This window comes from Streptomyces sp. NPDC048507, from assembly GCF_043199995.1.
In the GTDB taxonomy this organism is placed as follows: domain Bacteria; phylum Actinomycetota; class Actinomycetes; order Streptomycetales; family Streptomycetaceae; genus Streptomyces.
Genome location: NZ_JBICWZ010000003.1, coordinates 342,756 through 362,956, shown reverse-complemented (window position 1 = coordinate 362,956; position 20,201 = coordinate 342,756). Strand labels below are relative to the sequence as shown.

The 20,201-nt window shown below is 74.7% G+C and carries 17 protein-coding genes; 6 read left to right on the top strand and 11 right to left on the bottom strand.

Translation table 11 applies throughout. The annotated features are described in order from the left end of the window. Positions 1–14 precede the first annotated feature (14 nt). The 9 genes from ACGFXC_RS10725 to ACGFXC_RS10685 form a co-directional block, all read right to left on the bottom strand. Positions 15–947, bottom strand: a complete 933-nt coding sequence (locus ACGFXC_RS10725; protein WP_393711565.1) for a glutamate ABC transporter substrate-binding protein — start codon at positions 945–947, stop codon at positions 15–17. Positions 948–1,027: 80 nt separating this feature from the next. Further along, complete coding sequence (locus ACGFXC_RS10720; protein ID WP_393711563.1) at positions 1,028–2,440, bottom strand: hypothetical protein; 1,413 nt, start codon at positions 2,438–2,440, stop codon at positions 1,028–1,030. A gap of 328 nt (positions 2,441–2,768) precedes the next feature. Further along, the gene (locus ACGFXC_RS10715; protein WP_393711561.1) at positions 2,769–3,767 is read right to left on the bottom strand and encodes an N-acetylglucosamine kinase; all 999 of its coding nucleotides are present in this window, start codon (positions 3,765–3,767) and stop codon (positions 2,769–2,771) included. Then, the gene (locus ACGFXC_RS10710; protein WP_393711559.1) at positions 3,758–5,023 is read right to left on the bottom strand and encodes a 6-phospho-beta-glucosidase; all 1,266 of its coding nucleotides are present in this window, start codon (positions 5,021–5,023) and stop codon (positions 3,758–3,760) included. Before ACGFXC_RS10710 ends, ACGFXC_RS10715 begins: the two co-directional genes overlap by 10 nt. A 6-nt stretch (positions 5,024–5,029) precedes the next feature. Continuing rightward, entirely contained in the window at positions 5,030–5,923 is an 894-nt protein-coding gene (locus ACGFXC_RS10705) for a carbohydrate ABC transporter permease (protein WP_393712190.1), read from the bottom strand. Between the two features lies 1 nt (position 5,924). Then, the gene (locus ACGFXC_RS10700; protein WP_393711557.1) at positions 5,925–6,872 is read right to left on the bottom strand and encodes a carbohydrate ABC transporter permease; all 948 of its coding nucleotides are present in this window, start codon (positions 6,870–6,872) and stop codon (positions 5,925–5,927) included. Between the two features lie 6 nt (positions 6,873–6,878). Then, complete coding sequence (locus ACGFXC_RS10695) at positions 6,879–8,213, bottom strand: extracellular solute-binding protein (RefSeq protein ID WP_393711555.1); 1,335 nt, start codon at positions 8,211–8,213, stop codon at positions 6,879–6,881. Between the two features lie 97 nt (positions 8,214–8,310). Then, positions 8,311–9,531 carry an ROK family transcriptional regulator gene (locus tag ACGFXC_RS10690; RefSeq protein ID WP_393711553.1) on the bottom strand — a complete coding sequence of 407 codons (1,221 nt, stop codon included), beginning with the start codon at positions 9,529–9,531 and terminating at the stop codon, positions 8,311–8,313. Between the two features lie 187 nt (positions 9,532–9,718). Further along, a complete protein-coding gene (locus ACGFXC_RS10685) occupies positions 9,719–10,789 on the bottom strand; it encodes a mechanosensitive ion channel family protein (protein ID WP_393711551.1) in 1,071 nt (356 codons plus the stop codon). 263 nt (positions 10,790–11,052) lie between these two features. Here ACGFXC_RS10685 and ACGFXC_RS10680 point away from each other — a divergent pair, with 263 nt between their 5' ends. After that, a complete protein-coding gene (locus ACGFXC_RS10680; RefSeq protein ID WP_393711549.1) occupies positions 11,053–11,589 on the top strand; it encodes an HNH endonuclease in 537 nt (178 codons plus the stop codon). Positions 11,590–11,625: 36 nt separating this feature from the next. On the opposite strand, the gene ACGFXC_RS10675 is transcribed toward ACGFXC_RS10680, so the two are convergent. Then, positions 11,626–14,616: a beta-N-acetylglucosaminidase domain-containing protein gene (locus ACGFXC_RS10675; protein ID WP_393711547.1), complete on the bottom strand. Its 2,991-nt coding sequence runs from the start codon at positions 14,614–14,616 to the stop codon at positions 11,626–11,628. A gap of 199 nt (positions 14,617–14,815) precedes the next feature. Between ACGFXC_RS10675 and ACGFXC_RS10670 the strand changes: the two genes are divergently transcribed. Genes ACGFXC_RS10670 through ACGFXC_RS10660 form a run of 3 tightly spaced genes read left to right on the top strand, consistent with a single transcriptional unit; the run spans position 14,816 to position 17,438 of the window. Continuing rightward, positions 14,816–15,139, top strand: a complete 324-nt coding sequence (locus tag ACGFXC_RS10670; RefSeq protein WP_393711545.1) for a hypothetical protein — start codon at positions 14,816–14,818, stop codon at positions 15,137–15,139. A gap of 41 nt (positions 15,140–15,180) precedes the next feature. Next, positions 15,181–17,187 (top strand): 4-alpha-glucanotransferase, encoded by a 2,007-nt coding sequence (locus ACGFXC_RS10665; RefSeq protein WP_393711543.1) that lies wholly within the window; start codon positions 15,181–15,183, stop codon positions 17,185–17,187. 20 nt (positions 17,188–17,207) lie between these two features. After that, complete coding sequence (locus ACGFXC_RS10660) at positions 17,208–17,438, top strand: hypothetical protein (RefSeq protein WP_351816597.1); 231 nt, start codon at positions 17,208–17,210, stop codon at positions 17,436–17,438. A gap of 183 nt (positions 17,439–17,621) precedes the next feature. Here ACGFXC_RS10660 and ACGFXC_RS10655 read toward each other — a convergent pair whose 3' ends face one another. Further along, positions 17,622–18,134: a MarR family winged helix-turn-helix transcriptional regulator gene (locus ACGFXC_RS10655; protein WP_393711541.1), complete on the bottom strand. Its 513-nt coding sequence runs from the start codon at positions 18,132–18,134 to the stop codon at positions 17,622–17,624. 131 nt (positions 18,135–18,265) lie between these two features. Here ACGFXC_RS10655 and ACGFXC_RS10650 point away from each other — a divergent pair, with 131 nt between their 5' ends. Both ACGFXC_RS10650 and ACGFXC_RS10645 read left to right on the top strand, forming a co-directional pair. After that, a complete protein-coding gene (locus ACGFXC_RS10650) occupies positions 18,266–19,219 on the top strand; it encodes an EamA family transporter (protein WP_393711540.1) in 954 nt (317 codons plus the stop codon). A gap of 42 nt (positions 19,220–19,261) precedes the next feature. Continuing rightward, complete coding sequence (locus ACGFXC_RS10645) at positions 19,262–20,200, top strand: DMT family transporter (RefSeq protein WP_393711539.1); 939 nt, start codon at positions 19,262–19,264, stop codon at positions 20,198–20,200. The last annotated feature ends 1 nt before the right edge of the window (position 20,201 follow it).

Genomic DNA, 20,201 nt, shown 5'->3' with positions numbered 1-20,201 from the left:
CTCGGTCACCGGCCTCAGCCGTTCCGGTACTTGGGAGCGGGCGGGACGGCCCGGGCGGGCAGCACGTTCTCGAAGTGCTTGCGGTAGGAGACGGACCAGGGGCTCTGCTCGCCGCCCGCGCGGTAGTCCTCCAGCACCTTGTTCACCCGGCGCACCAGGTCGGTGGCGTCCTTGTTCATCGCCACCCCGTAGAACTCGCGGGTGAAGGGCGCCCCGACCAGCTGCACCGAGGGGTCCTGCGCCGCCTGGCCGGCGGCCAGGGCGTTGTCGGTGATGATCCCGTCGACCTCGCCCAGCTGGAGCCGCACCAGGCAGTCCAGCTGGTTGGGCACCGAGACCGGCACCGAACCGTACGAGGTGGCCTTGAGCGCCGCCTCCGCCGTCGAGCCGGCGGCCGTGCAGATCCGGCGGCCCTCCAGCGAGGCGTCGTAGCCGGTGATGCGCGAGCCCTTCGGGGCCAGCACCTGCTGCCCGGCCTCGAAGTAGGCGGTGGAGAACGCGACGTCCTCCAGCCGCTTGCAGTTGATCGTCATCGTCCGCACGACGATGTCGACGCGGCCCTCCTGGAGCGCCGGGATCCGCTGGCTGGTGGGAATGGCCCGGTAGATGACCAGGTCCTCCCGCCCCAGGATGTCCTTCGCTATGGCCTTGACCAGGTCGATGTCGAAGCCGTCCAGGTGGCCGTCGGGATTGCGGTACCCCCACTTGAAGCTGTTCTGGTCCACCCCCGCCACGAGCTTGCCCGCCTTGCGGATCCGCTCGATCGCCGGACCGTCCAGCCCGGACGGGGCCAGGCTCGCCTCCGGGTCCTGGCAGGTGTCGGCGGGGGCCAGGGGCGCGGCCGCCACCGCGGCGGGCTCCCCGGCCGCCGGACGGTGCCCGGTGCCGGGCGAGCTCTGGACGGGCAGCAGCACGGCGGCGACGGCCACCGCGCAGGCGGCCGCCATCGCGCTCACCCCGCCCCGGCCGCGCGGCCGTCCGCTCCGGGCCGGCCGCGCCGTTGGCGTTCGTCGTATCCGCATCGCGTTCACCTGTACTCCGAAAGCCTGCGGCCGATGCCGAGGAGGGCGGCGGCCGCGCCGAGGACCGCCAGCGCCGCCGAGCCCGTCACCAGCCCGTCCAGCGCGCCGAGCCCGCCCCGGGCGGCCCGGGTGAACTGGATCTGCTCGTGCGCCACGGCCCGCTCCAGGGAGGCGTCCACCGTGTCGAACGAGGCCCCGCTGCTGTCCTTGTGCCCTTCGTCCCCGATGACCTGGGGGAGGGCGAGCTCGTAGTCGCCCTTCATGTCGCTCTCCCGGGCCGCCGCGTGCCGCTGCTTCCACTGCGCCACACCGGCCACGGCCTGCGCCACGGGTTCCCGGCCGCTCGCGTCGTCGGCCAGCCGCAGCGCCCGCGCCAGCCCCTCGTCGAGCTGCTTCATGTCCCGCGTGTAGTCCACGTCGTACTTGTCGGACTTCTTGTCCTCGGCCAGTACGGCGCCCCGCGCGATCAGCGTCAGGTTCTCGTTGGCCCGGGCCTGGAGGGAGGCGATCCGAGCGTCGTTGAGCACCTTGAGCGATTCCTGCCCGTGGGCCCGGGCCTCGCCCAGCCCCGCCCGGGCGACCGAGTGGCCCACCGTCAGCCACAGCAGCACCACGGCCGCGGCGGCCGTCGCGGCCAGCAGCCCGTGGTTGAACACCCGGTTCGTGTGCAGGTAGTTGCGCCGCTGTGCCCACACCAGGGCGGCCAGGGCCAGCAGTCCCGCGCCGGAGGCGGCCAGCGGCCAGGACCTCGCCGCGTCGTAGTCGGTGTAGAGCCGGCCGGTCTCCGCCTCGTACAGGCGCTGGGCTGCGGGCAGCAGCACCGTGCTCATCTGCTCGTTGGCGTAGCGCAGGTACGCGCCGCCGAGCGGCAGGCCCTGCCGGTTCGTGGCCCGGGCCTGCTCGATGAGTCCGGTGTAGCGCGGAAGCTGCTCGCCGAGGAGGGCGATCTCCTTGCGCGATTCCCCGCCGGCCCCGGTGTTGGCCGCCGCGCTCACCAGCAGCCGGGAGGCGTTCGCGATGTCCTTCTCGTAGCGCCGGCGGACCTCGCGGGGCTCCTGGGCGCCCGCGAGGAACCCGCTGGAAGAGGCCGTGTCGGCGTCCGCGAGGGAGCGGTAGATGCTCGCCGCGTCCGCGCTGAGCGGCTGGCTGCGGCCCACCACGTCGTCCGCGGCGGTGACCCGGCCGGAGATCTCCCACACCGCGACCGCGCCGAACAGCACGACCAGCGCGGCGAGCACCGCCCCGATGATCCGCAGCCGGCCCGGCTCGGTCGTGGCGGCGGCGCGCAGCCGCTCGACGCCCTCCGTCCAGGCGGTGCTGCGCCCCGGCGGCGCCGCCCGGCCCGGACCCGGATCCGGCCCGGCGGGCGGCGCGGAGGCGCCGCCCCCGGACGCGGACGCGCGTGTCGTGATGGCCACCGTGACCTCCCCCTCGGTCCCTCTGCTCGCAGCAGTATGGCCGTAGTGCCGCCCCACCACAGCACCCGGAGCCCGATCTTGGGCGATCCTCCCGGCCGCCCGCCCCCACGGTCCCCGCTTCCCCTTCACCGTCAATACGCCGCGCCGCCCGCCACGGTTCCCGGCGCGGCCCCGCCCGGCGGAGGTTCACCCGATGGTGGGCCGGTGCGGTGCGGTGCGGTGCGGTGCGGTGCGGTGCGGTGCGGTGGGCCGGGGCCGGGGCCGGGGCCGGTACCGGCGCCAGGGCCGGGGCCGGGGGCGGCGCCAGGGCCGGGGCCGGGGGCGGCGCTCAGCCGAAGTGGGCGCGGAGCTTCGCGTGCGCCCCGGCGGGCGCGCCGAGGGCGTCCAGCCCCAGCAGGGCGGCGCCCAGGACCGGCGGAGCGGTGACCACCGAGGGACGGGCCAGGGGGGCGCGGACGGCGAGGAGTTCGGCGATCCGGTCGTTGAGCCCCGGGTGGCGGGCCGCGAGGACGCTGCCGCCCAGCAGGACCGGCGCCTCCCGCTCCAGCAGCCCCAGCCGCTCCAGTGCCACCGAGGCCATGGCCACCACCTCGGCGGCCTGCCGCTCCACGAGCGCCGAGGCCACCGCGTCGCCCCCGGCGGCCACCGCGAACAGCACCGGCACCAGCTCGTGCACCCGCCGCCGGGACACGGCGCCCAGGTGCAGGGCCTCGATCAGCGCGGCCATCGAAGCCAGCCCGAAGTGCCCGGGCAGGGCCGCGGCCAGCCGGGTGGGGCCGCCGCGCCCGTCCTCGGCCCGCGCCGCCCACCACAGGGACTCCTCCGCGAGGCCGCCCCCGCCGCCCCAGTCGCCCGAGATCATCCCGAGCGCCGGGAAACGGGCGGTCCGGCCGTCGGGCAGCATGCCGACGCAGTTGATGCCCGCCCCGCACACGACCGCGACGCCGAGCGGCGGGCCGGAGCCCTCCAGCCCGGCCCGCAGGATCGCGAAGGTGTCGTTGCGCACCGTGGTCGCCGCGCCCCAGCCGCGCGCCCCGACCGCCTCGGCGAGCTGTCGCTCCTCCACCGGCAGGTCGGCGTTGGCCAGGCAGGCCGAGACCCGGTCCGCGTACGGGGCGCCGGGCGCCAGGCCGGCGGCCCCGGCGGCCTCCGCGACGGCAAGCCCGAGCACGTCGACGGCCGCCTCCACCCCGGTCCTGGGCGGCTGGAAACCCCCCGACCGGCCGGTGCCGAGGACCGAGCCGTCGGCGCCGATCAGGGCGACGTCCGTCTTGCTGTTGCCGGCGTCGATGGCGAGGACGGCGGCCGCGGGGCGGTTCACGCCCATGGCAGGTGCTCCTTGTTGTGCGCGATCAGCCGGTCGGTCAGTCCCTCGGCACGCTCGAACTGGCCGACCAGCGGATGCGCGAGGAGCGCCCGGAAGACCCGTTCGCGCCCGCCGCGCAGTGCGGCGTCCAGGGCCAGGTCCTCGTACGCGCTGACGTGCGCGATCAGTCCGGCGTGGAGGGGGTCCGGCGCCGGCACGGGCAGCGGTACCGGTCCGGCGCCGTCGACGCGGGCCTGGACCTCGATGACGGCGTCGTCGGGGAGGAAGGGCAGGGTGCCGTCGTTGCGGGTGTTGACGACCTGGACGGACGGCCCGCCGTCGCCCAGCAGGGCGCCGGCCAGGTCCACCGCGGCCTCGGAGTAGAAGGCCCCGCCGCGCCGGGCGAGCAGCGCGGGCTTCTCGTCGAGCGCGGGATCGGCGTACAGGGCGAGCAGTTCGCGCTCCATCGCGGCGACCTCGGCGGCCCGCGAGGGCTTCTCGCCGAGCTCCCGGACCACCTCGTCGTGGGCGTAGAAGTAGCGCAGGTAGTACGAGGGCACCACGCCGAGCCGGTCGAGCACGGCGCGCGGCATGCGCAGGTCGGCGGCGACGGCCGCGCCGTGTTCGGCCAGCAGCCGGGGCAGGACGTCGGGGCCGTCGGGACCGCCGAGGCGCACCGCCGTCTCCCAGGTCAGGTGGTTGAGGCCGACGTGGCCGAGGTGGATCTCGGCGGGGGCCACGTCGAGCAGGGCGGCGAACTTGCGCTGGAAGCCGATGGCGACGTTGCACAGCCCGACGGCCTTGTGCCCGGCCCCCAGCAGGGCCCGGGTGACGATTCCGACGGGGTTGGTGAAGTCGATGATCCAGGCGTCGGGGGCGGCCCGCCGGACCCGTTCGGCGATGTCGAGGACGACGGGGACGGTGCGCAGGGCCTTGGCCAGTCCGCCGGCGCCGGTGGTCTCCTGGCCGACGCAGCCGCATTCCAGTGGCCAGGTCTCGTCCTGGAGCCGGGCGGCCTGGCCGCCGATGCGCAGCTGGAGCAGGACGGCGTCCGCGCCGGCCACCCCGGCGTCGAGGTCGGCGGTGGTGGTGATCAGGCCGGGGTGGCCCTGCCGGGCGAAGATCCGGCGGGCGAGGGCGCCGATGAGTTCCAGCCGTTCGGTGGCGGGGTCGACGAGGACGAGTTCGGTGATCGGGAGGGTGTCGCGCAGCCGTGCGAAGCCGTCGATCAGTTCGGGCGTGTAGGTGGAACCGCCGCCCACCACTGCGAGTTTCATCGGGGTCTAGCCTTTCACTCCGGTCAGGGTGACGCCTTCGACGAAGGCCTTCTGGGCGAAGAAGAAGAGGACGATCACGGGGGCCATGACGAGCACGGTGGCCGCCATGGTGAGGTTCCAGTTGGTGTGGTGCGCGCCCTTGAAGGACTCCAGTCCGTAGCTGAGGGTCCAGGCCGCCGGGTTGTCGGAGGCGTAGATCTGCGGGCCGAAGTAGTCGTTCCAGGCGGAGAAGAACTGGAACAGGGCCACGGCGGCGATGCCGGGCTTGGCCATGGGGAGCACCACCCGCAGCAGGGTGCGCAGTTCCCCGCAGCCGTCGACCTTGGCGGCGTCGAGGTACTCGTCGGGGATGGTCAGCAGGAACTGGCGCAGCAGGAAGATGGAGAAGGCGTCGCCGAAGGCCATCGGGACGATCAGCGGCCACAGGGTGCCGGACAGGTCGAGCTGCTTGGCCCAGAAGAGGTACATGGGGATGACCACCACCTGCGGCGGCAGCATCATCATGGCGATCACCAGGAGCAGGGACAGCCGCCGGCCGCGGAAGCGGAACTTGGCGAGGGCGTAGGCGACGGGCACCGAGGAGACCACGGTCAGCAGGGTGCCGAGGCCCGCGTAGAGCAGGGTGTTGCGCCACCAGGTGAGGAAGCCGGGGGTGTGCCAGACCTTGGCGTAGTTGTCCCACTCCCAGGTGCGGGGCCACAGGTCGCGGGTGAGCGCCTGCTGGTCGCTCATCAGGGAGGTCAGGAAGAGGAACACGAAGGGCAGGACGAAGAAGAGGGCGGCGGCCACGCCCAGGGAGTGGACGGCGACCCAGTGCAGGACGGCGGAGCGGGTGCGGGCGGGCCGGGCCGGGGCGGCCGGGGCGGTCCGCGTCGCGGGGGGCTGCTCGGTCAGGGTCATCTCAGTCACCGGATCCGATCAGTCCGCCACGGCGGCGCATCAGGAGCGCGGTGAAGGCCATGGAGAGGGCGAACAGCACCAGGGCGATGACGCAGGCGGAGCCGTAGTCGAAGCGCTGGAAGCCGACGTTGTAGACGAGCTGGGGCAGGGTGAGGGTGGACTTGTCGGGGTAGCCGGGTTCGAACTGCTGGCCGGAGCCGCCGATGACCCCGGCGGCGACCTTTCCGGCGACGAGCGGCTCCGTGTAGTACTGCATGGCCTGGATGACCCCGGTGACCACGGCGAACAGGATGATCGGGGAGATGTTCGGCAGGGTGATGTGCCGGAACCGGGCCCAGGCGCCGGCCCCGTCCAGTTCGGCGGCCTCGTACTGCTCCTTGGGTACGTCGAGCAGCGCGGCCATGAAGATGACCATGAGGTCGCCCACCCCCCACAGGGCGAGGGCGGTGAGCGCGGGCTTGGACCAGGCGGCGTCGGTGAACCAGCCGGGCGTGGGCAGCCCCACGGAGTCGAGCAGGGTGTTGACGGGACCGGTGCCGGGGTTGAGGAGGAAGACGAAGCCGAGGGTGGCGGCCACCGGCGGGGCCAGGTGGGGCAGGTAGAACAGGGTCCGGAACAGCCCGGCGCCGGTCTTGATCCGGGTGACCAGCAGGCCGACGCCGAGGCCGAAGACGACCCGGCAGCTGACCATGACCGCGACGAGCCACAGGGTGTTGCGCATCGCGGGCCAGAACAGCGGATAGTCGGTGAAGACGTAGCTCCAGTTGGCCAGGCCGTTGAAGGCGGGGGCCCGGAAGCCGTCGTACTTGGTGAAGGAGAAGTACACGGTGGACAGCAGCGGGTAGGCGAAGAAGACGGCGAAGCCGATCAGCCAGGGCGACATGAAGGCCGCGGTCCGCAGCGCCGAACGGCGGCGCTTGGCCCGCAGGGCGGGAGCAGTGGTGGTCATCTCGGGCTACTCGGCCTTCGCGATGTCCGTGTCGATCTGCCGGTCGGTGGCGGCGAGGCCGGCGGACAGGTCGGGTACGGCGCCCTTCTCGGTCCGGTACGCGAAGTCCTGGAAGGTGAGCTGGTAGGTGCCGCCGTCGGCCTGGGCCGGGGTGGTGCTGGACTTGGGGTGGCGGGCGATGTCGATGAACGTCTTGAACTCGGGGGTGACCTGGAGGTCGGGGGAGTCCAGGGCGGCGAGGGTGGAGGGCACGTTGTGGATGGCGTTGGCGAAGGCGACGACCGCCCCGGTGTCGGTGGTCATGTACTTGACCAGCTCCCAGGCGGCGTTCTGCTTGCGGCTCGCCGAGGAGATCCCCATGACGGTGCCGGAGACGTAGCCCTTGCCGTAGTCGCCGGCCTGGTCGTCGGGGACGGGCAGCGGGGCGGTGCCTATCTCGAAGCCGACGCCGGCCTCCTTGGCCATGGCGGCCCGCCACTCCCCGTCGACCTGCATGGCGACCAGGCCCTTGTGGAAGGGGTGTTCGGCGCTCCACTCGTCTCCGAAGCCGGCCCGGAACTTCTCCAGCTTCTCGTAGCCGCCGAGCTTGGCCACGAGGTCCTGCTGGGCGGTCAGCATCTTCGCGAAGGCCGGGTCCTTCGCCAGGTTCGAGCTGCCGTCGGCGCCGAAGTAGGCGGGGCTCCACTGGGCGGCCAGGCGCATGGGGGTGGTCTCGTAGCCGTGGAAGGTGGGCATGACGCCCAGCTGCGCGTAGGAGTCCCCGTCGGCCTTGGTCAGCGTCTGCGCGTCGGCGACGAACTGGCTCCAGGTCCTGGGGGGTTCGGTGATCCCGGCGGCCGCGAAGGCGGTCTTGTTGTAGACCAGGCCGTAGGAGTCGCTGAGCAGCGGGAGCGTGCACTGGTTGCCCTTGAACTGGGTGTACTCCAGCAGGGTCTTGAGGAAGACCTTCTCCTTGTCGACCCCGGACTTGCGCAGGAAGGGGTTGAGGTCGGTGAAGGCGCCGGAGTTGCAGAACTTGCCGACGCTGTCGGTGGTGAAGGAGGAGACCACGTCGGGCGCCTTGTCGCCGCCCGCGCGCAACGCCTGGTTGATCTTGTCGTCGGTCATGTTGCCGGTGATGCTGACCTTGATGTTCGGGTGGGCCGCGCGGAACCGGGCGACGTTCTCCTCGATCGCCTTGACCTCGCCCGGCGCGGACCAGCCGTGCCAGAAGTTGAGGGTGACGTCCGCCTTGGGATCATCGGCGGAACTGGGGGCGCTCTGGCCCGTACACGCCGTGGCGAGGACGGAGAGGGCGGCCAGGGTGGCGGCCGCGGCGGTCAGGCGTCCGGTTCTGGGCATGGCGGTGCTCGCTCTCTGGGGGGAGGAACTTCCGGGGGACGTGCCGTGGGAACTGCGGAGGGGACGGCGAGGGGGGAACGGCTGAGGGGGGACGGGGTCAGCGGGAGGTGTCGAAGACTTCCTCGCGGGTGTCGGCCAGGGCGCTCTCCAGGGCCCCGCGCAGGACGGGCCGTTCGAGCACCTGACCGGCGACGAGCCGGGGCCGGGAGGGGGCCAGTTCGGCGAGTTCGGTCTCCAGCAGGGCGCGCAGCGGTTCGCCGCCCGCGCCGATCACGGCGCCGGACAGGACCACGATCTCCGGGTCGAGCACGGCCACCAGCGAGGCGAGCCCGGTCGCGAGGAGCGTGGCGTACGACTGGAGGAAGGCCCGGTACGGGTCCCCGGGCGCGGCGGCGGCCCGCCGCAGCAGGGCGACGGCGGTGGCCACCTGCGGCCCGTGCGGGGCGGCGCCGCCGGGGTCCCCCGGCGGCACCTCGATGCCGCATTCGCGGGCGAGCCGGGGCAGCACCTGGGCGCCGGCCAGTTCCTGGTAGCCGCCCGAGTTGACCCGGGTGACCTGCCGGACGAGGGGGTGGCCGGGTACGGGGAGGAAGCCCACCTCGCCCGCGCCGCCGGTCCAGCCGCGGTGCAGGCGGCCGCCGAGCACCAGGGCGGCGCCGAGGCCCTCTTCGTTCCAGAGCAGGACGAAGTCCTCGTGGCCGCGGGCCGCGCCGAGACGCTGCTCGGCGACGGCGGCGAGGTTCACGTCGTTCTCGTACTCCACCGGCACGGGCAGGGCCGCGGCCAGCTCGTCGAGCAGGGTGGGGGAGTGCCAGCCGGGGAGGTGGCTGGCGTAGCGCAGCCGGCCGGTCTGCGGGTCGAAGGCGCCCGGGGTGCCGACCACGACGCGGTGCAGGTCGGCGCGGCGCAGCCCGGCGGCCGCGGCGGCCCCGTCCAGGGCGGTGGTGACCTGTCCGACGGCGTCGGCGCCCTCGGTGTAGGGGAGCGCGAAGCGGCCGGTCACGGTGCCGGTGAGGTCGGCGACGGCGGCGTGGACGCCCTCCGGGGTGACGTCGAGCCCGCCGACGTGGGCGGCCGCGGCGTTCAGGGCGTAGAGCTGGGCGCTGGGGCCGGGGCGGCCGTCGTCGGTGCCGGTGGCCACGACCAGCCCGGCGGCTTCCAGCCGGGCCAGCAGCTGGGAGGCGGTGGGCTTCGAGAGGCCGGTCAGGTGCCCGATCCGGGTCCGGGACAGCGGGCCGTGCGCGAGCAGCAGCTCCAGGGCGGCGCGGTCGTTCATGGCGCGCAGCAGGCTGGGCGTTCCGGGCGTGGCGGCGGGCATGGGGTGTTTCTCCCTCACCGAGGTGAAATGTTAGGTAAGTTTCCTATCAGCTGGTGAGCCGTGTCAATGGCCACGTCCGCCGCCGCCACCCGCCTTCCCCCGCCCCCGCCTCGCGGAAGCCCCCGCAACGCGCACCGCCCCGCCCGGTGAACGGGCGGGGCGGTGCGGCGGGCGGGGTGCCCGGGGGCTACTTGGAGATCCGGGGGCCGCCCGGCGAGGACGGCGGCGGGATCGGGGTGGTGGCCAAGGACTGCGGGGACGTCGGGTTGGCCAGCGCCGAGGGCGCGGCGACGGAGGCGGACGGGTCCGGGGCCTCCTCCGGGTCGGCGGGGTCCGGCAGTCCGCCGATGATCCGGATGCCCGCGGCGTCGAAGGCCTCCTTGATCCGCCAGCGCAGTTCGCGCTCGACCGCGAACTGCTGCCCCGGCATGGTCTTCGCCGACACCTTCACGGTCATGGAGGCCAGCAGCACCTCGTCCAGGCCGAGCACCTCCACCGGGCCCCAGAGCCGCTCGTCCCAGGGGGACTCCTTCGCCAGGCCGTCGGCCACCTGCTGGACCACCTCGCGGATGTGCGCGAGGTTCTCCGTCGGCTTGACCTGCACGGTGACGCCCGCGGTCGCCCAGCCCTGGCTCAGGTTGCCGATCCGCTTGATCTCGCCGTTGCGGACGTACCAGATCTCGCCGTTGTCGCCGCGCAGCTTCGTCACGCGCAGCCCGACCTCGATCACCTCGCCGGAGGCCACCCCGGCGTCGATCTTGTCACCGACGCCGTACTGGTCCTCCATGATCATGAACACACCGGAGAGGAAGTCCGTCACCAGGTTGCGGGCACCGAAACCGATCGCCACGCCCGCGACGCCGGCACTCGCCAGCAGCGGGGCCAGGTCGATCTTCAGCGCGGCCAGCACCATCAGCGCAGCCGTACCGAGGATCAGGAACGAGGCCACCGAGCGCAGGACGGACCCGATCGCCTCGGAACGCTGGCGGCGCCGCTCGGCATTGACCAGCAGCCCGCCCAGCGCGGTGCCCTCGACGGCCTCGGCGCTGGTGTTCATCCGGCTTATGAGCTTGGTCAGGGCCTTGCGGACCACGGAACGCAGCAGGGCCGCGATCACCACGATGAGCAGGATCCGCAGGCCGATGCTCAGCCAGGTGGCCCAGTTCTCCTCGATGAAGCTCGCGGCGTTGGTCACGCTCTCGGTTGCGTCGTCGGTGGTGTTCGCTGCCAACGGGAGCAGGGTGGCGGGCGAGGGCACGGCGGGAAACCTCCAGGCATAGCGGTCTGCCCGCGGGACAGGACGTGCGGGGCAGACACACCACACTAACGGGGCACACGCCCGACCCCGTTGCCGTGTTCGAGGGAGAGACCGGACTCACCTGGGGAGGAACGGAGTGTGGTTGAAAACACCCCGGACCCGTTACGGGCGCGTGGTGGCGCTTCGACCAGCCGTAAGGGGAGACTGGAAAGCAGATCGTCCCGGCGCGAGCCACGCGCCGCCGGCGTACAAGGAGGCAGTCCGTGCCGCACGTCCTGGTCCTCAACGCGTCGTACGAGCCCCTCGGCGTCGTACCGCTCCGCCGCGCGCTCGTCCTCGTCCTGGAGAACAAAGCGGTCTCCCTGGAAGAATCCGGCGCCTTCCTGCACAGCGCGACGAGAGCCGTCCCCGCTCCCAGCGTGGTCCGGCTCAAGCGCTTCGTGCGGGTCCCCTACCGGGGGCCCGTTCCGCTCACCCGCCGCGCGCTCTTCGCCCGCGACGGCGGCCGCTGCATGTACTGCGGGGCCGTCGCCACCAGCGTCGACCACGTCATCCCGCGCAGCCGGGGCGGCCAGCACCGGTGGGACAACGTCGTCGCCGCCTGCCGCCGCTGCAACCACGTCAAGGCCGACCGGCACCTGCTGGAGCTGGGCTGGCGGCTGCGCCACCAGCCCGCCCCGCCCTCCGGTCTCGCCTGGCGGATCATCGGCACCGGCCACCGCGACCCCTGCTGGATGCCCTACCTCCAGCCGTACGGGGCCGACGACGCGCTGGAGCGGATCGGGGCGGCCGCGTCGTAGGGGCCGCGCGGCGCGGACCGGTCCCGCAGGACGGGCCTACGGGACCACCGCGAAGGCCGAGGCCGACCACAGGCTGCAGCCGAAGCGGGTCGCCCGGCGGTCGCACGTGACGCGCAGGAACCGGGTGTCGGGGGCGTCCAGCCGGACGCCGTCCACCCCGCCCCGCGAGGTCACCGCGACGGCCGGGCGCCAGTGCGTGCCGTCCGCCGACGTCTCGACCCGGTAGGCGGAGGGGTACGCGTCCTGCCAGTGCAGGGTCAGCAGGCCGACCCGGGCCGGAGCCGCCAGCTCGGCCCGCCACCACGCCCCGTCCACGGCGGGGGAGGACCACCGGGTGGCGTCTGAACCGTCCACCGCCGCCGACGCCGGGAAGCGCGGGTCCTCGTCCGCGGAGGAGGCGGCGCGGGCGGTGCGCAGCAGGTCCGGGCCGCCGGTGCGCGGCACCGCCCGTACGGTGACGCGCCGGGTCTCCCCGGCGAAGCCGAGGAGGACGTCCCGGTCCCCGGCCGCGGTGCCCGCCGCCACCGTCACCTCCAGCGGTACCGGCACCCGCGCCCCGCGCGCCGCCACCACCTCCCGCGGAGCCCGTACGAGGACCCCGGGCGGCGCGGTCACCGTCAGCGGGCCGCGCACCTCGGCCGGGCCCAGCGCCGACAGTTCCACCGTCACGGTGCGCGGGGCGCCGCCGGTCTCGACGTCGGCCGGCGCCGCGTCACCCGGCTCGAACCGCACCCGCGGCCCGTCCGCGAACCACGGCACCACCGCGCGGACCTCCGGGTCGGCGCCCGTCCACGACAGCCGCACGGCGTCCGCGCGCACCCCGGCCGCTTCGGCCTGGGTCCAGCCGGAGGCCGCCGCCTCGCCGATCCGCCGCCACCCCTCGCCCGGTACGTGCGCCTCCACCACCGCGCCGTGCGAGCGCGGACCCAGCGGAGCGGTCATCACGGTGACCGCCGAAAGGGCGCGCGGGGCGTCCAGCCGGACGGTCCACGAGCCGGGTCCGCTCTCGACGCTCCCCTCCCCGCGGGACGCGCCCGTCCAGGCGTCGGACTCCTCGGCGGCCCGCTTCAGGAAGGGGTCGAGCACCGAGGTGTCCACCCGGGCCGGGTCCTTGCCCGCGAGCGCCTCCCGGGCCCGCGCCAGCTCCCGGGAGGCCTGCCAGGCGGCCGCGCCGTCGCCCCGGGCCTCGGCCCGCAGCAGGTCCACGGCCCGCTCGCCCGCGGCCCCGTAGCGGGAGAGCCGCTCCAGCCAGGGGCCCGCCTCGGCGGCGAGGGCGGGCAGCCGGGCGGGCGCCTCGCGCAGCACCGTGAAGGCGGCCCGCAGCCGTTCGCCGGCCTGCGGGTCCCCGGCAGCGCGGGCCCGCCAGAACTCCTCCACCAACGGCTTCAGGTAGGCGGACTCCTCCAGCTTGAGCCCCGAGGAGGCGGTGTTGCCGGCCAGCGCGGCCAGCGCCTCCCGGGTGCGCCGGTCGGGGCCCGCCAGTTCGCGCACGGCCGCCGCCCAGGACTCCCCGGCCCGGTAGCCGCGCGGGTTCCAGGCGTAGTCCGCGGCGGTGAACACCGGTATCCGCGACAGGGTGCCCTGGGCCATCGCGTTGCTCAGCACCCCGGCCGAACCGCCGGCCACCGCCGGGTCGCGCCCGGCGTAGGGCCCGAGGAAGATGCGGCCCGGGTCCCAGTCGTTGACCGGGTAGTTGTCCATGGTGACCAGGGGGTGCCCGAGCGCGGAGCGGGCCCCGGCCAGCTCCTTGCCGGTGATGGTGCGCGGGACCACGCCCACGCCCGTCCAGGCCACCTCCACCCGGGGATCCAGGGCCCCGGCCAGGGCCGTGCGGTAGGCGGTGGCGCCGTCCTGGAAGTACTCGGTCGGCAGCAGCGACAGCGGCGCCGCCCCGGGGTGGCGGGCGGCCAGGTGCGCCGCCAGCTCGCCCGCCACCTCCGCGTGCGCCTTCGCGGCCGCCGCCGGGCCCGTCCCGTACCGGACCCGGTCGGCCCGGCAGCCCCACTCCGTGTAGCTGACGTCCTGGAACTGCAGCTGGAACGCCCGGAAGCCCAGGTCCCACATGGCGTCGGTCTTGCGCAGCAGCGCCGCCCGGTCGTCCGCCGAGGCCAGGCACATGGACTGGCCGGGGGAGACCGCCCAGCCGAGCACCACCCGGTTGGCCCGGGCCCGCTCGGCGAGCGCCCGGAACTCCTCCCGCTCCGCGGCCGGGTACTCCTCGCGCCAGCCGGTCGTGCGGTAGATGTCGTCGCCGGGGGCCAGCAGCAGCCGGTTCTGCTTGGTGCGGCCGAGGAAGTCGAGCTGGGCCAGGCGCTGCTCGCGCGACCAGGGCTGCCCGTAGAAGCCCTCGGTGACCCCGCGCACGGGCGCGATCGGCCAGTCCCGCACCAGCATCCCGGGGACCTTCCCGGGGACGGCCGCGAGCAGCTGGCGCAGCGTCTGCGCGGCGTGGAACAGCCCGTCCTCCCCCACTCCGGCCAGGGCGACGGTGTCCCGGCCGCCGGTGCGGCCCACGGCCAGCCGGTAGCCGCCGCCGGGCAGGTCCCCGGCCTCGGCCGCGCCGAGCGAGCGCAGCGCGGCCTCGGCGTCCGGGCCCTGGAGGCGTACGACGAGGCCCCGTTCGGGCAGCGCCGCCCCGGGCGGCCGCTCGTCCAGGGTCCGTACGCCCGCGTCGCGCAGCGCGGTGCGCACCACCTCGACGGCGTACGGGTCCGCCCCGGCGGGGGCCACCAGCACGGCCTCCGCGCCCAGGGACAGCTCCCGTCCCGGATCGGCGGCCGCCGACTGCGGCCGGGGCCACACGGCGGGCCCCTCGGCGGCGGTTCGCACGGGATCGGAGGCCGGGTCGAGCAACGGTACGGGCACGGGCGCGGCCACGGCGGCCGGTCCGGCGTCGGCGCGCGGCGCCCCCGAGGTCTTCGGCGCTCCCACGGGGCCCGCCGGGGCCGACGCGACGGCTCCGCCCAGCAGGCTCCCGATCACGGCGACCGCCGCCGCGGTGCTCCGCCTACCGCCCCTGAGCTGCACGGAGCCTCCCCGTCCCGAGTCGTTCCCCGCGCCTGCGAACGAGCCAGAGCCCACCACCCGTTCGGCCGGCGTGTCAATCGGCGCGGGTGATCTGACCGGGATCGGCCACGAATGCGGTGCCGCCGACTGGGTATGGCTGCGGTGTTCCCCGGGGGTGTTGCATGGCGCGTCCGACGGACCCCAACGAAGGAGTGCTCCCATGAACGCCCGCACCGCGTCCACCGAAGCCCGGACCGAAGCCCGGACGGCCGAGGCCCGGACCGAAGCCCGACCCGCCGCACCCGGCCACGCCCGCACGTCCGCCCCCGCCGCCACCCGGACCGCCCCGCGCGGCACCGCCCTCGTCCACGCCCCGCTCGCCCACCTGCCCGCCCCGTCCGGGCCGGCGGACGCCCCCCTCACCAGCGAGCCCCCGCTGGCCGGCGCCGCGTTCGCGCCGCTGACCAGCGAACCGCCGCTCCTGGAGGAGGCCCCGCTGACGAGCGAGCCGACCACCCCCGCCCCGTCCGCGGCGGGCCGCTAGCGCGCCCGCCCCGGACCGCCCGACCCACACAAGGGAGCTCCATGGACGACCTCGCCCGGCTCGCGGCCCTGCACGGCGTCGCCACCGCCTACCAGCCCGCCGAGGACGTCACCGTGGAGGTCCCGAGGGACACGGTGCGCACCGTCCTCGGCGTCCTCGGCGCGCCCGTCGACGACCCCGGTGCCGCGGACGCGGCCGCGCGGGAGCGGGCTGGGCGGCTGCTGCCGCCGACCGTGGTGCAGTGGCGCGGCGAGGCCCTCCCCGGGGCACTGGCGGCGCTGGCGCCCGGGACCCGGCTGCGGGTGGCCCCGGAGGACGGGACGCCCGCGCGTGACTGGGACGCCGCCCTGCCACTCGGGGTGCACCGGCTCACCGCCGAGACCCCCGACGGGCGCATTGCGGAGGCCACCCTGATCGTGGCCCCGGAGCGGGCCCCGGCGGCCCCCGAGCGGGCCCACGGGCTGCTCGTCCAGCTGTACTCGCTGCTCTCGGAGCGCTCCTGGGGCATGGGTGACCTCGGTGACCTGGCGGAGCTGGCCCGCTGGGCGGCCCGCACCCACGGCGCCGGGTTCGTCCAGGTCAACCCGCTGCACGCGGCCGTGCCGGGGACGCCGACCGACCCGTCCCCCTACCGCCCCGCCTCGCGCCGCTTCCCGGACCCGGTGCACCTGCGGATCGAGGACGTTCCCGAGTACGCGCACTGCCCCGAGCGGGCCGCCCTCGACGAACTGGCGGAGCGGGGCGGGCAGCTGAGCCGGGAGGTGCTGGAGAAGGGCGCCCTGATCGACCGGGACGCCGTCTGGGACCTCAAGCGCGCCGCCCTGGAACTGCTCTACGCCGTGCCCCGCTCCGCCCCGCGGCAGGCCGCCTACGAGGAGTTCCGCGCCGGTCAGGGCGAGCCGCTGGAGCGGCACGCCGCCTGGTGCGCCGCCGCCGCCGCCGCGGCCGGAGCCGGCGCCGCCGGGGCGGGCCCGGCCGGACGCGCCGACTTCCACGCCTGGCTGGTGTGGCTGACGGACGAGCAGCTGACGGCCGCCCAGCGCGGCGCCCGCGAGGCCGGGATGGCGGTGGGGATCGTGCACGACCTCGCCGTCGGCGTGCACCCGGAGGGCTCGGACGCCGTGACCGGCCCCTTCCACGCCCGGCACATCTCGGTGGGCGCCCCGCCGGACGCCTTCAACGCGCGCGGCCAGGACTGGGGGCTGCCCCCCTGGCGGCCCGACGCCCTGGAGGAGTCCGCGTACGCCCCCTTCCGGGCCCTGCTGCGCGGGGTGTTCCGGTACGCGGGCGCGGTGCGCGTCGACCACGTCATGGGCCTGTTCCGGCTGTGGTGGATCCCCGAGGGCGCCCCGCCCGCGGAGGGCACGTACGTCTCCTACGACGGCGAGGCGATGCTGGCCGTGCTGGTGCTGGAGGCCCACCGGGCCGGGGCGCTGGTGGTCGGCGAGGACCTCGGGACGGTGGAGCCGCGGGTGCGCCGCGCACTGGCCCGGCGCGGGATCCTCGGCACCTCCGTGCTGTGGTTCGAGCGGGACTGGTCCGGCGACGGCGATCCGCTGCCCGCCGGGGCCTGGCGGGCCGACTGCCTGGCCACCGCGACCACCCACGACCTGCCGCCGACGGCGGCGAAGCTGGCCGGGGCCCACGTCGAACTGCGCGACCGGCTCGGGCTGCTGACCCGTCCGGCGGAGCGGGAACGGGCCGAGGACGCCGCCGACACCGCGCAGTGGCTGCGGGTGCTGGACGGGCTCGGCCTGGAGACCAAGGGCGAGGAGGCCGCCGTCCGGGCCCTGTACGCCTTCCTGCTGCGCACGCCCGCCCGGCTGGTCGGGGTGTGGCTGCCGGACGCGGTGGGCGACCGGCGGCCGCAGAACCTGCCGGGCACCTGGGACCAGTACCCCAACTGGCGGCTGCCGGTGGCCGACGGGACGGGCCGGCCGCTGACCCTGGAGGCGCTCATGGCCTCGCCCCGGGCGAACGCCCTGCTGAGCGCGGTGCGGGAGGGCGCGGGGACCCGTACGGCACCCCCGGGCGCGCGCCCGCTTTAGGTGTTCGCTACGTTTGCACCGTGGACAAGAAGAACGCTCTGCGCGCCGGCGCCGTCACGGCCGGATCGACGCTGATGATGCTGCTGATGACGTCTCCCGCCCTCGCGCTCACCCGCGACGACGGCGATGACCCGGGTCCGGGCCTGAGCATTGGCGAGACGCTCGGGCTGTACGTGGCCGCGCCGATCGTGCTGTTCCTGGTGATCGCGGGCCTCGTGATCGTCGGCGACAAGTCGCGCAAGCAGCAGTAACACCAGGACGGACGTGGCCCGGCCCGCGCGGGCGGTGCCACTTCCGACGGCTTCCGGGGCGCCGGAGGCCCGTGCGTCCGGCTCCGGCCGGCCGCGCGCGGCCTCCGGCGCCCCGTCGCGTCCGCGGCCGCCCGGGAGCGGCCGGTGCGACGCCGTCCGTGACCCGCGGCCCGTGCCCCGGGCCTAGGGGACGTTCGCCAGCAGCTTGCGCAGCAGGCCGGTCAGGGCCTGCGCCTCGTCGGCGTCGAGTCCCTGGAGCACCCCCGCCTGCACCTCCAGCCCCGCCCCGACGGCCTCGTCGATGAGCGCGAGCCCGCGTTCGGTGATGGTCACCTGGAGGCCGCGCCGGTCGTGCGGATCGGGGCTGCGGGTGAGCAGCCCCGCCTTCTCCAGCTTGTCCAGGCGCCCCGTCATGCCGCCGGTGGTGAGCATGAGCGTGGCCGAGAGCTGGCGCGGGGAGAGCGTGTACGGGGCCCCCGAGCGGCGCAGCGTCGCGACGACGTCGAACTCCCCCGTGGTGATCCCGTAGCGGTTGTAGGTCCGCTCCATCGCGTCCCCCATCGCCTTGGCGATGCGGTAGATGCGGCCGAAGACGGCCATGGGGGCGGTGTCCAGGTCCGGTCTCACCGCGTACCACTGCCCGGTGATCGCGTCGACGGCGTCCTTGCTGGCTTCCCTGCTGCTGACCCGGTTCATGTCCGAAGTATCCAAGTTCCGCTTCCTCGTGCGCAAGTAGCTTGCGGAAAAGTAGCTTAGTAGTAAGCTACTTACGAGCGATCTAGTTGGGCGGCAGTGGGCCCCCGGTCGCCGTCAGCCGAGGAGTCGCCGTGAACCGCGTCACCACCATCGCCCTGACCGCACTCGCCCCGATCTCGTGGGGCTCGACCTACGCCGTGGCCAGCGAGCTGCTGCCACCCGACCGGCCGCTCTTCACCGGCGCCATGCGCGCCCTGCCTGCCGGGCTCCTGCTCATAGCCCTCTCCCGGACCCTCCCCAAGGGCGCCTGGTGGTGGAAGTCGGCCGTGCTCGGCACCCTGAACATCGGGGCCTTCTTCCCCCTCCTCTTCCTCGCCGCCTACCGGCTGCCCGGTGGCGTGGCCGCCGTCCTCGGCTCCGCGGGCCCGCTGTTCGTCGTCGGGCTCGCCGCCCTCGTCCTCGGGGAGCGGGCCAGGCTGCGCAGCGTGCTCGCCGCCGTCGCCGCCGCGCTCGGCGTGAGCATGGTGGTGCTGACCGCCGACGCGAAGCTCGACCTCGTCGGCGTGCTCGCCGGCATCGTCTCCTCCGCCTGCATGGGCGCCGGCACCGTGATGACCAAGCGCTGGGGGCGCCCCGAGGGGGTCGGCCCGCTGGCCGTCACCGGCTGGCAGCTCACCGCCGGCGGCCTGGTCATCATCCCGATCGCCGCCCTCGTCGAGGGGATGCCGCCCGCCCTCGACGGCAAGGCCTTCCTCGGCTACGGCTACATGATGCTGATCAACACCGGGGCCGCGTACGTCCTCTGGTTCCGCGGCATCGGCAAGCTCTCGGCCACCTCGGTCACCCTGCTGGGCCCGCTGTCCCCGCTCACCGCCGCCGTCATCGGCTGGGCCGCCCTCGGGCAGTCGCTCGGCCCGGTCCAGCTGATCGGCATGGCGGTCGCCTTCGGAGCCACGGTCTTCGGGCAGCTTCCCGGGCGCGCGGCCGGAGCGGCAGCCGCCCCCGCCAAGGGATCGTTCAGTTCTGCTGAAAAGACCGATCGAAATGTTTCGATGGACCTGACCGATACCGGGATGCGACGGTAGGTCCGCCTACTTCAGACCGACGCCCGAGGGGGAGACACGCAGGTGGCCATCACGGACCGCACCCGTACCGTTTCGCAGGACCAGCAGCCCGGCACCGGACAGCGCGGGAAGACCGCCGCCGGCATCGGCGTCCTCCTCGCCCTGCTCGCGACGGTCGTCTGGTCCGGAAGCTTCGTGGCCACCCGCGGCATGGCCGGGTCCGTACCACCCGTCCAGGCCGTCTTCTGGCGCTGGATCATCGCCGCCGTCGCGGTCGCCCCCTTCGCCGCCCGCCAGGCCTGGCAGCAGCGGGCCCTGCTCCGCAAGCACCTCGGCTACGTCAGCCTCGCCACGCTGTTCGGCGTCACCCTCTACAACACCCTCGTCCACCAGGCCGGACTGACCACCTCCGCCTCCAACATGGGCATGATCATGGCGGCCTCGCCGGTCATCATGGCCCTCTACGCCCGCCTCGGCGGCGAACGGCTCGGCGTCCGGCGCACCCTCGGGATGCTGCTCGCCGCCTTCGGTGTCCTGCTGCTGGTCGGTCACGGATCGCTCGGCTTCGACTTCAGCGCCGGCGACCTGTGGATGTTCGGGGCGGCGCTCTCCTTCGCCAGCTACAGCGCGCTCCTCAAGCGCAAGCCCGTCGAGATCGGCGGACTCGCCTTCCTGATCACCACCTTCGTCCTCGGCGCGCTGATGCTCGCCCCCGCGTACGCGGTCTCCGTCGCCGTCCAGGGCGGCTTCGAGGTCCGCCCCGGGACCGTCGGGCCGCTGCTCTACGTCGGCGTGTTCTCCTCCGCCGTCGCCTTCTTCGCCTGGAACAAGGCGATCTCGGTCATCGGAGCGGCCCGCGCGGGCGTCGTCTACTACCTCCAGCCGGTCTGCGTGGCGGGGCTGGGACTGCTGCTCCTGGGGGAGCGGACCGGCCCGGCCGAACTGCTGAGCATGGCGCTGATCCTGGGCGGGGTCGGGCTGGCGAGTGCCGCCCGGCGGTAGG

Bases quoted from the DNA above. Each gene is read 5' to 3' on its own strand.
- ACGFXC_RS10710 (WP_393711559.1), bottom strand. From the start codon at position 5,023: ATGAAACTCGCAGTGGTGGGCGGCGGTTCCACCTACACGCCCGAACTG.
- ACGFXC_RS10715 (WP_393711561.1), bottom strand. From the start codon at position 3,767: ATGGGCGTGAACCGCCCCGCGGCCGCCGTCCTCGCCATCGACGCCGGC.
- ACGFXC_RS10705 (WP_393712190.1), bottom strand. From the start codon at position 5,923: ATGACCCTGACCGAGCAGCCCCCCGCGACGCGGACCGCCCCGGCCGCC.
- ACGFXC_RS10665 (WP_393711543.1), top strand. From the start codon at position 15,181: ATGGACGACCTCGCCCGGCTCGCGGCCCTGCACGGCGTCGCCACCGCC.
- ACGFXC_RS10670 (WP_393711545.1), top strand. From the start codon at position 14,816: ATGAACGCCCGCACCGCGTCCACCGAAGCCCGGACCGAAGCCCGGACG.
- ACGFXC_RS10725 (WP_393711565.1), bottom strand. From the start codon at position 947: ATGGCGGCCGCCTGCGCGGTGGCCGTCGCCGCCGTGCTGCTGCCCGTC.
- ACGFXC_RS10695 (WP_393711555.1), bottom strand. From the start codon at position 8,213: ATGCCCAGAACCGGACGCCTGACCGCCGCGGCCGCCACCCTGGCCGCC.
- ACGFXC_RS10655 (WP_393711541.1), bottom strand. From the start codon at position 18,134: ATGAACCGGGTCAGCAGCAGGGAAGCCAGCAAGGACGCCGTCGACGCG.
- ACGFXC_RS10700 (WP_393711557.1), bottom strand. From the start codon at position 6,872: ATGACCACCACTGCTCCCGCCCTGCGGGCCAAGCGCCGCCGTTCGGCG.
- ACGFXC_RS10690 (WP_393711553.1), bottom strand. From the start codon at position 9,531: ATGCCCGCCGCCACGCCCGGAACGCCCAGCCTGCTGCGCGCCATGAAC.